Consider the following 14,622-nt stretch of genomic DNA (forward strand, 5'->3'; position numbering starts at 1 on the left):
TTAATAATTATATTCCTCTTTCGGAGTTAAAAGCTCATTGTACTCTTCTTTAGACCCTACGATAATGTTGTCATAGTCCCTCATACCTGTACCTGCAGGTATCCTGTGGCCCACGATAACGTTCTCTTTAAGTCCTTCAAGTCCGTCAACCTTACCGGCCACCGCAGCTTCGTTCAGTACCTTAGTGGTTTCCTGGAACGATGCAGCCGAGATGAACGACTTAGTTTGTAGTGACGCCCTTGTGATACCCTGTAGTACCGGTGTAGCCGTAGCAGGGATAACATCGCGTGCTATCACCTGGTTCTGGTCGTTACGCTTAAGGAGCGAGTTCTCGTCCCTAAGTTCGCGCGGCGACACAATCTGGCCCGGTTTCAGGTTTACAGAGTCACCTGCATCCTCTACCACCTTCATGCCATACAGCTTGTCATTTTCAACAATGAAGTCGCTTGTATGTATCATCTGGTCTTCAAGGAACAGCGTATCTCCCGGATCCTGAACCTGTACTTTACGCATCATCTGGCGGATAACAACTTCAAAGTGCTTGTCGTTGATTTTCACACCCTGAAGGCGGTACACTTCCTGGATCTCGTTTACAAGGTACTGCTGTACAGCGCTTGGCCCCTGTATGCGAAGGATATCTTCCGGAGTGATGGCCCCGTCACTTAGCGGCATACCCGCCTTAACATAGTCATTCTCCTGTACAAGTATCTGGTTAGAAAGCTTCACAAGGTATTTCTTGATCTCGCCGAATTTCGACTCGATAACAATCTCGCGGTTACCCCTCTTGATCTTACCGAATGAAACCACACCGTCAATTTCAGAAACAACTGCCGGGTTACTTGGGTTACGTGCTTCAAGAAGCTCTGTAATCCTTGGTAAACCACCGGTAATATCACCTGCCTTGCTTGAACGCCTTGGTATCTTCACAAGTACCTTACCTGCCTTAATCTTCTCGCCGTTGTCAACCATAAGGTGGGCACCCACCGGAAGGTTATATGAACGGATAAGCTCATTGTCTTTTCCGTAAATCAATAGCGTAGGGATAAGCTTTTTGTTCCTTGCTTCAGAGATTACCTTCTCCTGGAAGCCGGTCTGCTCGTCAATCTCAACCACAAACGTTTGTCCCTGCTCGATATCTTCATAAGCTACCTTACCAGTAAATTCAGAGATGATAACACCGTTATACGGATCCCACTTACACACCACAGTGCCTTCGCTTACAACATCACCGTCTTTAACGTAGATGCTTGAACCGTAAGGAATGTTGTGCGTGTTAAGCAGAATGCCTGTTTTCTCGTCAACAAGCTTAAGCTCAGTAGAACGCGATACCACAATATCAGTAGCGTTACCTTCGCTGTCTTCACCTTTAACTGTTTTAAGGTCTTCTATTTCAAGACGGCCTTTAAACTTGGTTACAATGCTTGATTCTTCAGAGATGTTACCTGCAGTACCACCCACGTGGAAGGTACGTAGCGTAAGCTGTGTACCCGGCTCACCGATAGACTGTGCCGCGATTACACCAACAGCTTCACCCTTCTGGGTCATCCTGCCTGTGGCAAGGTTACGGCCGTAGCACTTAGCACAGATACCTTTGGTAGCCTCACATGTAAGCGGCGAGCGTACTTCTACCCTTTCGATAGGTGCAGCGTTTATAGCCCTTACTTCAGCTTCTTTTATCTCATTACCTGCTGCTACAAGCACTTCGCTTGTAAGCGGGTTTATTACATCTTGCAGTGCCACACGGCCAAGAATCCTCTCGCCAAGGGTCTCCACAATTTCTTCGTTTTTCTTAAGCGCAGATACCTCGATACCCCTTAGCGTACCACAGTCAACCGAGTTAACGATTACGTCCTGAGATACGTCATGCAGCCTACGTGTAAGGTAACCCGCGTCAGCCGTTTTAAGGGCCGTATCCGCTAGACCTTTACGCGCACCGTGCGTAGAGATGAAGTATTCAAGAATCGAAAGGCCTTCCTTAAAGTTTGAAAGGATTGGGTTTTCGATAATCTCGCCACCGCCTGCAGTTGATTTTTTAGGCTTAGCCATCAAACCACGCATACCTGTAAGCTGGCGTATCTGCTCTTTACTACCCCTCGCACCCGAGTCAAGCATCATATACACCGAGTTGAAGCCCTGCTGGTCTTCACGGATGTTCTTCATGGCAAGCTCTGTAAGCAATGCGTTAGTAGATGTCCACACGTCAATAACCTGGTTGTAACGCTCGTTATTGGTGATAAGACCCATATTATAGTTCATAGAGATAGCCTCAACCTGCTCGTTTGCATCAGCAATAAGCTCTTCTTTCCTTGCCGGGATGATAATATCACCCAGGCTGAATGAAAGGCCGCCTTTAAATGCGAACTTATAACCCATGTCCTTCATGTTGTCAAGGAACGCGGCAGTTGTAGGCACATCAGTAACACTCAAAATCTTACCGATGATATCCCTTAATGATTTCTTCGTAAGAACCTCATTGATATATCCGGCTGCTTCAGGAACTACTTCATTAAATAGTACCCTGCCCGCAGTTGTCTGGATGATTTTCCAAACAAGCTCGCCGTTTTCATTGAAGTCTTTAGCGCGTATCTTCACACGTGCATTCAGTTCCAGCCTGCCTTCATTAAGTGCAATGTTCACTTCTTCAGCAGAATAGAATGTAAGGTCCTGGCCTAATATCTTGTTAGTGTCTGTAGACAGACGCTCCTTCGTCATATAATAAAGGCCAAGTACCATGTCTTGTGAAGGTACTGTGATAGGCGCACCGTTTGCCGGGTTTAGGATGTTGTGCGACGCAAGCATCAACAGCTGTGCCTCAAGGATAGCCTCAGGGCCTAGCGGAAGGTGCACCGCCATCTGGTCACCGTCAAAGTCGGCGTTGAAAGCCGTACATACCAATGGATGCAGCTGGATAGCCTTACCTTCGATAAGTTTCGGCTGGAATGCCTGTATACCAAGCCTGTGAAGGGTTGGGGCCCTGTTCAATAGTACCGGGTGGCCCTTGATTACGTTTTCAAGGATGTCCCACACTACAGGCTCTTTTTTGTCGATTATCTTTTTGGCCGACTTCACCGTCTTAACGATTCCGCGCTCTATAAGCTTACGGATAACAAACGGCTTGTAAAGCTCGGCAGCCATGTCTTTAGGAAGTCCGCACTCATACAGCTTCATTTCAGGGCCAACGACGATTACCGAACGTGCCGAGTAGTCAACACGCTTACCAAGAAGGTTTTGGCGGAAACGTCCCTGCTTACCTTTAAGTGAATCTGAAAGTGATTTAAGCGGACGGTTAGATTCTGTCTTAACAGCCGATGCTTTCCTTGTGTTATCGAATAGCGAGTCAACAGATTCCTGAAGCATACGCTTTTCGTTACGAAGGATCACCTCAGGGGCTTTTATCTCCATCAAACGCTTAAGACGGTTGTTACGGATGATTACCCTGCGGTAAAGGTCGTTAAGGTCAGACGTTGCGAAACGGCCACCATCAAGCGGCACAAGCGGGCGAAGCTCCGGCGGGATAACAGGGATAACTTTAAGTATCATCCACTCAGGGCGGTTTTCCCTGTTCATGTTGCTCTCACGGAACGATTCTACAACCTGCAGCCTTTTAAGGGCCTCGGTTTTACGCTGCTTAGATGTTTCGTTGTTTGCGCTGTGGCGAAGTTCATATGACAATGCATCAAGGTCAATCCTTGCAAGAAGGTCCATGATACACTCAGCACCCATTTTAGCGATAAACTTATTAGGGTCGTTATCGTCAAGGTACTGGTTTTCCATAGGAAGCGTATCCAGTATGTTCAGGTACTCTTCCTCCGTTAAAAAGTCAAGTGTGTTCAGTGCTTCACCATCCGGGCCTTTAGCAATACCCGGCTGTATCACCACATACCTTTCATAGTATATGATCATATCAAGCTTCTTAGACGGAAGCCCAAGGATATAGCCTATTTTGTTAGGTAGCGAACGGAAATACCAGATGTGAGCGATAGGCACTACAAGGTTGATGTGGCCTACCCTGTCACGGCGTACTTTCTTTTCGGTAACTTCAACACCGCATCGGTCACAAACGATACCTTTGTAACGTATCCTTTTGTACTTGCCACATGCACATTCAAAGTCTTTTACCGGGCCGAATATACGCTCACAGAAAAGTCCGTCACGCTCCGGTTTATGTGTACGATAGTTGATGGTTTCGGGCTTTAATACCTCACCCCTTGATTCTGCCAGGATAGCTTCCGGCGATGCAAGCCCTATCGAAATTTGGTTAAAACGCTTAACCGTGTTTTTATCTTTTAATCTTGTCATGATAATGATCTAACAATTGATATTAAAAAGCTATTGAAAGAGGGAATGGCACCAAAGCACCACTCCCGTTTTATATTTATTCCTCAAGCCTTATGTCAAGGCCAAGGCCTTTAAGCTCGTGCATCAATACATTGAAAGATTCAGGCAGGCCAGGTTCCGGCATTGTCTCCCCTTTCACGATAGCCTCATATGTTTTGGCCCTTCCTATAACGTCGTCAGACTTAACGGTAAGGATCTCCCTAAGCGTGCTTGACGCACCATATGCTTCAAGAGCCCAAACCTCCATCTCACCAAAACGCTGGCCACCAAACTGTGCCTTACCTCCAAGAGGCTGCTGCGTGATAAGCGAGTACGGACCCGATAGAGCGGGCGTGCATCTTATCATCAACCATGTGGCCCAGTTTCAGCATGTAGATAACACCTACGGTTGCCGGCTGGTGGAAACGCTCGCCTGTACCACCGTCATATAGGTAAGTATGGCCAAAGCGCGGAATACCTGCCTCGTCTGTAAGAGCATTGATCTGGTCAAGCGATGCACCGTCAAATATCGGCGTTGCAAATTTCTTGCCCAAATTCATACCTGCCCAGCCAAGTACGGTTTCGTATATCTGCCCGATGTTCATACGCGATGGTACACCCAGCGGGTTAAGAACGATATCTACAGGAGTACCATCCTCAAGGAACGGCATATCTTCCTGGCGAACGATCTTGGCAACAATACCTTTGTTACCGTGGCGTCCTGCCATCTTATCACCTACTTTCAGCTTACGTTTCTTAGCGATGTAAACTTTAGCAAGCTTAAGGATACCTGACGGAAGCTCGTCACCTACAGTAATTGTGAATTTCTCCCTTCTCAATGCGCCCTGTAGGTCATTCAGCTTGATTTTGTAGTTATGGATAAGGTCATTAACCATAGCATTCGTATCATCATCTGTAGTCCACTGGCCTTTAGTCAGGTGGGCAAAATCTTCAACAGCGTAAAGCATTTTCTGCGTGAACTTCTTGCCTTTTGGCAGTACTTCTTCACCCAGGTCATTCATTACACCCTGAGATGTCTTACCATTGATGATGTTGAACAACTTATCGATAAGCCTGTCTTTAAGTTCGTTGAACTTCACTTCAAAGTCCATCTCAAGCTTGCCCAAATCATCTTTATCCTTAGTACGCTTGCGCTTGTCTTTCACGGCACGCGCAAACAGTTTTTTGTCAAGTACAACGCCGTGTAGTGAAGGAGAAGCTTTAAGCGATGCATCTTTAACATCACCTGCCTTGTCACCGAAGATAGCCCTTAATAGTTTTTCTTCAGGAGTCGGATCGCTCTCACCTTTAGGAGTGATCTTACCGATAAGGATATCGCCCGGTTTTACCTCGGCACCAATCCTGATCATACCGTTCTCGTCAAGGTCTTTTGTTGCCTCTTCAGATACGTTAGGTATATCATTGGTAAGCTCTTCATTACCCAGTTTTGTATCCCTTACCTCAAGTGAATAATCATCCACGTGGATTGAAGTAAAGATATCATCACGGACAACTTTTTCAGAGATCACGATAGCATCCTCAAAGTTGTAGCCCTTCCATGGCATGAACGCCACTTTAAGGTTACGCCCAAGGGCAAGTTCACCGTTTTGCGTAGCATAGCCTTCGCAAAGCACCTGGCCCGGCACTACCCTGTCACCTTTCCTTACGATAGGCTTAAGGTTGATGCTCGTGCTCTGGTTGGTTTTCCTGAACTTGATAAGCTGGTATGTTTTCTCATCCGTATCGAAGCTTACGCTGCGCTCACGGTCTGTCCTGTCATATTTAATTGTAATCTGGTTAGCATCTACATACTCAACGGTACCATGCCCTTCAGCATTGATAAGTACACGAGAGTCTGATGCTACCTGGCGCTCAAGGCCGGTACCCACGATTGGTGCTTCAGGACGTAACAATGGTACGGCCTGGCGCATCATGTTTGATCCCATCAGCGCACGGTTCGCGTCATCATGCTCAAGGAACGGGATAAGCGATGCCGAAATTGAAGCGATCTGGTTCGGGGCAACGTCAGTATAATGTACTGCGGTAGGCTCAACTACCGGGAAGTCACCCTCCTCACGTACAATCACCCTTTCAGCTGTAATCTTACCGTTATCATCCATCTCCGTGTTCGCCTGGCCAATCATCTTGCCTTCTTCCTCTTCAGCGCTCAGGTAAACCGGAGTCGACTCAAGGTCTACAACACCGTTGGTAACCTTGCGGTATGGTGTCTCGATAAAGCCCATTCCGTTTACTTTGGCATACACACCAAGAGACGAGATAAGACCGATGTTCGGCCCTTCAGGCGTTTCAATAGGGCAAAGGCGCCCGTAGTGTGTATAGTGAACGTCACGAACCTCGAAACCTGCCCTTTCACGGCTAAGACCTCCAGGCCCAAGTGCCGATAGCCTACGCTTGTGCGTAATCTCTGCAAGCGGGTTGGTCTGGTCCATGAACTGCGAAAGCTGGTTGGTACCAAAGAACGAGTTGATAACCGAAGACAACGTTTTGGCGTTGATAAGGTCAATCGGGGTAAACACCTCATTATCCCTTACGTTCATACGCTCGCGGATAGTCCTTGCCATACGTGCAAGGCCCACACCGAACTGTGCTGACAATTGCTCGCCAACCGTCCTTACACGGCGGTTTGAAAGGTGGTCGATATCATCAATCTCCGCTTTAGAGTTGATAAGCTCGATAAGGTACTTAACTATCGTGATGATATCCTCTTTGGTAAGCACCTGCTTATCCATCGGGATGTCAAGATTCAGTTTTTTGTTCATCCTGTAGCGGCCTACTTCACCAAGGTTGTAGCGCTGGTCAGAGAAGAACAGTTTATCTATAATACCGCGTGCAGTTTCTTCATCAGGCGGTTCTGCGTTACGCAGCTGACGGTAAATGTGCTCTACGGCTTCTTTTTCAGAGTTTGTAGGGTCCTTCTGTAAAGTGTTGTGGATAATGGCATAATCTGCCTGGTTGTTATCCTCTTTATGAAGCAGTATCGATTTTACGTTAGACTCGATAATTTCCTCAACATTGTCTTTGTCAATTATAGTGTCCCTGTCTAAGATAATCTCGTTACGCTCAATAGAAACCACTTCACCTGTATCTTCATCAACGAAGTCTTCATGCCATGTGTTTAGCACACGTGCAGCAAGCCTGCGGCCGATGTATTTTTTAAGGCCTGTTTTAGATACCTTGATTTCTTCAGCAAGGTCAAATATTTCAAGGATGTCCTTATCACGCTCAAAGCCGATAGCACGGAAAAGCGTAGTAACCGGAAGCTTTTTCTTACGGTCGATGTACGCATACATCACGCTGTTGATATCGGTAGCGAACTCAATCCATGAGCCCTTGAACGGGATTACCCTTGCAGAATATAATTTTGTTCCGTTTGCGTGGAAAGACTGGCCGAAGAAAACTCCCGGAGACCTGTGCAGCTGTGATACCACAACACGCTCTGCCCCGTTGATTACAAAAGTACCGCTAGGCGTCATGTACGGGATGGTACCCAGGTAAACGTCTTGTACAATCGTCTCAAAATCTTCATGTTCAGGGTCTGTACAATACAGCTTCAGCCTTGCTTTAAGCGGCACGCTGTATGTTAGGCCCCTGTCAATACACTCTTCAATTGTATATCTCGGCGGATCAACAAAGTAGTCAAGGAACTCCAGTACGAACTGATTGCGTGTATCAGTGATCGGAAAGTTTTCCATGAAGGTGTTATAAAGACCTTCGTTGCCCCTCTCATCAGATTTGGTTTCCAGCTGGAAGAAATCTTTAAACGATTTAACCTGAATATCAAGGAAATCCGGGTAGTCAGGGATGTTTTTGGTAGAGGCAAAATTTAATCTTTCAGTCTGATTTGTTATCATCAATGGACAAAATTTTGATTAAAATAATTATAAAAAAAGCGTATAAAATGTTATTATACGAAAAATGGTTTAGGCCTTTGAGAGTACTTCTCAAGGCCTAAACCTGGGTTTTGTAACCGTTGTAAGCTTATTTAAGCTCTACAGCAGCTCCAGCTTCTTCAAGGGCTTTCTTAAGGCCTTCAGCCTCATCTTTAGAAACGCCTTCTTTCACGTTTTGAGGAGCACCGTCAACTAGGTCTTTAGCTTCTTTAAGACCAAGGCCTGTAAGCTCTTTTACAGCTTTAACAACTGCAAGCTTAGAAGCACCTGCATCTTTAAGTACTACTGTGAACTCAGTTTGCTCAGCAGCAGCAGGAGCATCACCACCTGCAGCAGGACCCGGCAACAGCTACTGCAGCAGCAGCAGGCTCAATTCCGTACTCATCTTTTAGTATTGTAGCTAGTTCGTTAACTTCTTTTACAGTAAGGTTAACAAGTTGTTCTGCGAATTGTTTCAAATCTGCCATTTTTTCTATCGTTTTAAATAGTTTGTAAAATATAATTTATTAAGTGCGTTCCGCGGGGTGTTACCTTTCAGATAACGTTTTAACAAGTCCTGCAATAGTGCTTCCGCCTGATTTAAGAGCAGAAACAACATTTTTGGCAGGAGATTGAAGAAGGCCGATGATTTCTCCGATAACCTCGTCTTTAGATTTAAGCGCTACAAGGGCGTCAAGCTGGTTGTCGCCGATGAATACAGCCTCATGGATGTAAGCGCCTTTTAGTACAGGCCTGTCAGATCTTTTACGGAATTCTTTAATGATTTTTGCAGGAGCGTTACCGTTCTCAGCAATCATTATTGAAGTGCTTCCTTTCAATATTGATGGCAGTTCGCCATAGTTATTGTCGAGAGACTCCATAGCTTTCTCAAGCAATGTGTTCTTAACCACCTCAAGCTTAATGCCGGCTTTAAAACAAGCCCTCCTAAGGTCTGAAGTATTCTGCGCATCAAGGCCGGAAATATCTGCCACATAGACAACGTTTGTACCGGCTAACTGTGCAGTTAAATCTTCAATAACTCTTGATTTTTCCTCTTTAGTCATAATAAAACTTTTTAACTACCAATTATACCGCCTTAGGGTCTAAAGCAATAGCAGGGCTCATAGTAGAAGAGATGTGGATACTCTTAATATATGTACCTTTAGCTGCAGTTGGTTTTAATTTAATTAATGTTTGAATGATTTCGTGGGCATTTTCAGTGATCTTGTCAGCCTCGAAAGAAACCTTGCCTATACCTGCATGAACGATACCTGTCTTATCAACTTTAAAGTCGATCTTACCGGCTTTCACTTCACCTACAGCCTTACCTACTTCCATAGTAACAGTACCTGTCTTAGGGTTTGGCATAAGGCCGCGAGGGCCAAGGATACGGCCAAGAGGACCTAGTTTACCCATTACAGCAGGCATAGTGATGATAACATCAACATCTGTCCAGCCGTCTTTTATTTTCTGAAGATAATCATCTAAACCTACGTGATCTGCACCTGCAGCTTTAGCTTCAGCTTCTTTATCAGGTGTTACAAGGGCAAGAACCCTTACATCTTTACCTGTACCGTGAGGAAGCGTTACAACGCCCCTTACCATCTGATTCGCTTTTCTTGGGTCAACACCAAGACGTACAGCGATATCAACCGACTCATCAAATTTTGCAGAAGCAACTGTCTTGATCAATGCAGAAGCATCTTTCAGAGAATACAGCTTGTTCTTCTCAATTTTTGAAGCAGCCTCTTTCTGTTTTTTTGTCAATTTTGCCATGTCTTCTTTTTCTTTTTAGATTAAAAAGGAGCAGCTCCTGATACTGTTATACCCATAGACCTTGCTGTACCGGCAATCATCTTCATAGCACTCTCAATTGTGAATGCATTAAGGTCAGCCATTTTGTCTTCAGCAATAGTCCTGATCTGGTCCCAGCTTACGCTTGCAACCTTTTTACGGTTTGGTTCTCCCGAACCTCCTTTGAGCTTCGCAGCTTCCATCAACTGGATAGCAGCAGGTGGCGTTTTAACAACAAAATCGAAAGATTTGTCTTTGTACACTGTAATCTGTACAGGTAAAACTTTGCCGGGCTTATCCTGGGTCCTTGCATTAAATTGCTTACAGAACTCCATAATGTTAACCCCAGCAGCTCCCAAAGCAGGTCCAACCGGTGGCGACGGATTCGCAGCACCTCCCTTAACTTGTAGTTTAACTACTTTACTAATTTCTTTAGCCATTTCTTTTAAAGATTTAGCACATCTTCAGTTGGAAGCGAGGATGTGATTTATAATAATGTAACAAATTATACTTTTTCAACCTGCATAAAGCTCAGTTCAAGCGGGGTCTTCCTTCCGAAGATCTTCACCATCACTTCAAGCTTACGCTTTTCTTCATTGACTTTTTCAACCGTGCCGTTAAAGCCGTTGAAAGGCCCGTCAATAACCTTTATTGTCTCACCAGCTGTAAATGGTATAGCAACACTGTCAGCTTTTACTGAAAGCTCATCTACTTTACCAAGCATCCTGTTTACCTCGCTCATACGCAAAGGCACAGCATCGCCGCCTTTTGTCTCACCAAGGAAACCTATTACGCCTGTAATAGACTTGATGATATGCGGTATTTCGCCGGTAAGGTTAGCTTCTATCATTACATAGCCGGGAAAGTAAACCCTGTCTTTGCTGATTTTCTTTCCGTCACGCACCTGCACAACTTTTTCAGTCGGTACAAGCACCTGAGAAATATAATCAGCCATACCCAGCCTGTTTATTTCTGTCTCTATGTAGTTCTTTACTTTGTTTTCCTGACCGCTCACAGCCCTAACCACATACCACTTTTTGACATTGTTATCAGTCATCATCAGGAAATTAGTTTTTTAAAGCACTGTAAATATTTGCAACCAAAACTTCAAAACCACGGTCTATACCGAAAGTAAGAAGGGCAAACACTATTGAAAACACAGCCACAATAACAGCAAGGCGCTGCACCTCTGCCCACTCAGGCCAGGTAACATTTGTTTTCAGTTCAGAAAACGCCTCAGATATATAGTTGGTTACTTTCATTGTTTCTTTTATTTGCACGGGCGGAGGGATTCGAACCCCCCATCAACGGTTTTGGAGACCGCTATTCTACCCTTGAACTACGCCCGTTTGTTTAAAAGCCAGCTGATGCTTAAGCACCAGGCTGGCTTTTTATTTATTTAATCCTGATAATTAGTCAAGGATTTCAGTTACCTGGCCTGCACCTACTGTACGACCACCCTCACGGATAGCGAAACGTAGACCTACGCTAAGAGCGATTGGGCTAAGTAGTTGTACTTCGATTGTAAGGTTGTCACCCGGCATTACCATTTCAACACCTGCAGGAAGAGAGATAGTTCCTGTTACGTCAGTTGTACGAACGTAGAACTGAGGACGGTAGTTGTTGTGGAATGGAGTGTGACGTCCACCTTCTTCTTTCTTAAGGATATAAACCTCAGCTTTGAATTTAGCGTGTGGCTTAACAGATCCTGGCTTGATGATAACCATACCACGACGGATGTCAGCTTTATCGATACCACGTAGAAGAAGACCTACGTTGTCACCAGCTTCACCCCTGTCAAGGATTTTACGGAACATCTCAACACCTGTGATTGTAGAAGTAAGTTTTTCAGCACCCATACCGATGATTTCAACTGCGTCACCTGTGTTAGCAACACCAGTTTCGATACGGCCTGTTGCAACAGTACCACGGCCTGTGATAGTGAATACGTCTTCAACCGGCATAAGGAATGGCTTATCAACGTCACGAGCAGGAAGCTCAATCCAAGTGTCAACAGCATCCATAAGCTGCATTACAGTGTCAACCCACTTTGGCTCACCGTTAAGTGCACCAAGAGCAGAACCCTGGATTACAGGACCATTGTCACCATCATATTGGTAGAAAGAAAGTAGATCACGGATTTCCATTTCAACTAGCTCAAGAAGCTCAGCATCATCAACCATGTCAACTTTGTTCATGAATACAACCATACGAGGCACACCTACCTGGCGGCCAAGAAGGATGTGCTCACGAGTTTGCGGCATAGGACCATCTGTAGCAGCAACCACAAGGATAGCACCGTCCATCTGAGCAGCACCAGTAACCATGTTCTTAACGTAGTCAGCGTGACCAGGACAGTCAACGTGAGCGTAGTGACGGTTAGCAGTAGCGTACTCTACGTGAGAAGTATTGATAGTAATACCCCTTTCTTTTTCTTCAGGAGCGTTGTCAATCTGGTCGAATGACTTAGCTTCAGAAAGACCTGCATCAGCCAAAACTTTAGTGATAGCTGCAGTCAAAGTTGTTTTTCCGTGGTCAACGTGCCCGATTGTACCTATGTTAAGGTGCGGCTTCGACCTATCAAAAGTTTCCTTTGCCATGATTTAATAATTTAATCTTAGTTATATAATTAGTGTTCAAATTCTTGTTTTGAGCCAATGACGGGATTTGAACCCGTGACCTCTTCCTTACCAAGGAAGCACTCTACCCCTGAGCTACACCGGCAAAAGTTTTGTGGGGAGAGCAGGATTCGAACCTGCGAAGGTTTCCCAACGGATTTACAGTCCGTCCTCGTTGGCCGCTTGAGTATCTCCCCTAACCTTTTACTTTTCAGTTGCTTATCAAAAAACGCATTGTTGAGCCGATGGAGGGACTCGAACCCACGACCTGCTGATTACAAATCAGCTGCTCTAGCCAGCTGAGCTACACCGGCAACTTTAAATAAAAAAGTCCGCTATTTCTAACGGACTGCAAATGTATAGATTTTATTTTTTAATCAAAACATTTTCATAATTTTTTTTATATTCAGGACACAGCCCTTACCTTTTGCTTTCTCTTCATGAGTAAACGTTCCATTGAGTCGGCACACAATTCAACTGCCTCTTCAAATGTTTTGCATTGCTTTTTGACTATAAATTCATCACCCGGGACGTTTATTTTTATTTCGGCAATCTTATTCTCCTTCGCATTGTTATTGTCAAGCTTAAAGAATACGTCCGAATAAACAACCTTGTCATAATACTTCTCCAGTTTATTCAGCCTTTCCTGAACATAGCCAACAAGTTTCCTGTCAACAGTAAAGTTGACCGCATGAACATTTACCTTCATAACGTTTATAGATTTAAGTTAAACTTTGCTACCGGTTGCGCGGGTGTGCGCCTTCATGAACTTTTTTAAGCTCGGCCAGGCTACTATGCGTATATACCTGTGTTGACGACAAACTTGCGTGCCCCAGTAGCTCTTTTACTGAATTGAGGTCAGCGCCGTTGTTAAGCAGATGGGTTGCAAAAAGTATGCCGCAAAACGTGTGGGCTTTTCTTAACCTTGGCAGAGACAACACTAAAGTAACAATTTATTAACCTATAAACAAAAGATTCGCTAATTTTATTTCCTTTAACATTTAGAATTAACACAGTGTGGTCTGAAACATTTTCCAAAGTGTTACGAATGGACATATATTGCTGAAGTAAATCTACCGTGCAAGGTAACAGCGGCAGTATTCTTTCTTTATTTCTCTTGCCCAGAACCTTCAGCGTATTTGAGCCCTGGTCAAAGCTGTTAACCTTAAGGCCTATAAGTTCGGCCCGGCGCATACCGGTAGTGTATAACAGTTCAATGATAAGCCTGTCGCGAACTGCTTCAAAATCATCACCTGCAATAACCAGCTCTTCGGCAACATCGTTAAGTTCTTTTTCCGTGAATGGAACCTGCACCTTTTAGCAGTCTTCAGCGATTTGTGCTTTGCCATCGGATTGATTTCAATCTGTTTGGCGCGCAGGAGAAATTTATAGAAAGATTTTAGAGAAGACATCTTACGGTTTACCGAGCTGTTGGAAATTCCGTCTTCAACCAGGCTTACCACCCAGCTGCGGATATGGCTATAGCTTACTTCCTCAAGTGTTGCGCCGTCATCATCCTGCTTTATGAATACCTCAAAAGCAGCAACATCATCAGTGTACGCCCGCACGGTAAGCAGGGAATAATTCTTTTCCTTTAAAAGATAATCTGCGTATGCCTGTTTTGAATCCATAAAAAAACCGTTAACAGCAAAGTTATACTTTTCTGCTAACGGTAGTTATTTTAAGCCGGGAAAATACTAGCTCTCTAGTGAATCGCGTAATCCCTGGATGTAAGCTGCTTTCTGGATTTCAGCCCTTCTGCTAACAGATGGCTTAATAAACGCCTGACGCGCCCTAAGCTGACGCACAACTCCGGTTTTATCGAATTTCCTCTTGTAGCGCTTTAATGCCCTATCAATGTTTTCGCCGTCTTTAATTGGTATAATCAACATAGTATAACACCTCCTTTCGTTAAGGCTGCAAACTTAATTCATTATTTTGAATTATGAATTATAAATTTTGAATTTATTTTCGTTGACAAAAAAAGCGGCACAGAGGCCGCT

9 protein-coding genes, 4 tRNA genes and 3 pseudogenes are annotated in these 14,622 nt (G+C 44.7%); all 16 read right to left on the minus strand.

Annotated elements, in window-relative coordinates:
* Positions 1-4,299: a DNA-directed RNA polymerase subunit beta' gene (gene rpoC / locus LRS05_RS14370; RefSeq protein WP_257868953.1), complete on the minus strand. Its 4,299-nt coding sequence runs from the start codon at positions 4,297-4,299 to the stop codon at positions 1-3.
* Positions 4,300-4,375: 76 nt separating this feature from the next.
* Positions 4,376-8,189, minus strand: a pseudogene (gene rpoB / locus LRS05_RS14375) (DNA-directed RNA polymerase subunit beta).
* 127 nt (positions 8,190-8,316) lie between these two features.
* Positions 8,317-8,695 (minus strand): annotated as a pseudogene (gene rplL, locus LRS05_RS14380) (50S ribosomal protein L7/L12).
* 60 nt (positions 8,696-8,755) lie between these two features.
* Complete coding sequence (gene rplJ, locus LRS05_RS14385) at positions 8,756-9,271, minus strand: 50S ribosomal protein L10 (protein ID WP_257868954.1); 516 nt, start codon at positions 9,269-9,271, stop codon at positions 8,756-8,758.
* Between the two features lie 22 nt (positions 9,272-9,293).
* On the minus strand, positions 9,294-9,983 hold the full coding sequence (gene rplA / locus LRS05_RS14390) for a 50S ribosomal protein L1 (RefSeq protein ID WP_257868955.1): 690 nt from the start codon (positions 9,981-9,983) through the stop codon (positions 9,294-9,296).
* Between the two features lie 20 nt (positions 9,984-10,003).
* Complete coding sequence (gene rplK / locus LRS05_RS14395) at positions 10,004-10,441, minus strand: 50S ribosomal protein L11 (protein ID WP_257868956.1); 438 nt, start codon at positions 10,439-10,441, stop codon at positions 10,004-10,006.
* 65 nt (positions 10,442-10,506) lie between these two features.
* A complete protein-coding gene (gene nusG / locus LRS05_RS14400) occupies positions 10,507-11,058 on the minus strand; it encodes a transcription termination/antitermination protein NusG (RefSeq protein ID WP_257869280.1) in 552 nt (183 codons plus the stop codon).
* 10 nt (positions 11,059-11,068) lie between these two features.
* On the minus strand, positions 11,069-11,263 hold the full coding sequence (secE, locus tag LRS05_RS14405) for a preprotein translocase subunit SecE (protein ID WP_257868957.1): 195 nt from the start codon (positions 11,261-11,263) through the stop codon (positions 11,069-11,071).
* A gap of 15 nt (positions 11,264-11,278) precedes the next feature.
* A tRNA-Trp gene (locus tag LRS05_RS14410) sits at positions 11,279-11,350 on the minus strand.
* Positions 11,351-11,413: 63 nt separating this feature from the next.
* Positions 11,414-12,601: an elongation factor Tu gene (gene tuf, locus LRS05_RS14415; protein ID WP_257868958.1), complete on the minus strand. Its 1,188-nt coding sequence runs from the start codon at positions 12,599-12,601 to the stop codon at positions 11,414-11,416.
* Positions 12,602-12,653: 52 nt separating this feature from the next.
* Positions 12,654-12,725: transfer RNA gene (locus tag LRS05_RS14420), tRNA-Thr, on the minus strand.
* Positions 12,726-12,735: 10 nt separating this feature from the next.
* Positions 12,736-12,816: transfer RNA gene (locus tag LRS05_RS14425), tRNA-Tyr, on the minus strand.
* A 43-nt stretch (positions 12,817-12,859) separates the two neighbouring features.
* Positions 12,860-12,933: transfer RNA gene (locus LRS05_RS14430), tRNA-Thr, on the minus strand.
* 92 nt (positions 12,934-13,025) lie between these two features.
* On the minus strand, positions 13,026-13,328 hold the full coding sequence (gene hpf, locus LRS05_RS14435) for a ribosome hibernation-promoting factor, HPF/YfiA family (RefSeq protein ID WP_257868959.1): 303 nt from the start codon (positions 13,326-13,328) through the stop codon (positions 13,026-13,028).
* A gap of 28 nt (positions 13,329-13,356) precedes the next feature.
* Positions 13,357-14,250 (minus strand): annotated as a pseudogene (locus LRS05_RS14440) (tyrosine-type recombinase/integrase).
* Positions 14,251-14,316: 66 nt separating this feature from the next.
* Positions 14,317-14,511, minus strand: coding sequence for a 30S ribosomal protein S21 (rpsU, locus tag LRS05_RS14445; protein ID WP_257868960.1), 195 nt, complete (start codon positions 14,509-14,511; stop codon positions 14,317-14,319).
* Between the last annotated feature and the right edge of the window lie 111 nt (positions 14,512-14,622).

It is taken from the genome of Flavobacterium sp. J372 (assembly GCF_024699965.1).
Classification (GTDB): domain Bacteria; phylum Bacteroidota; class Bacteroidia; order Flavobacteriales; family Flavobacteriaceae; genus Flavobacterium.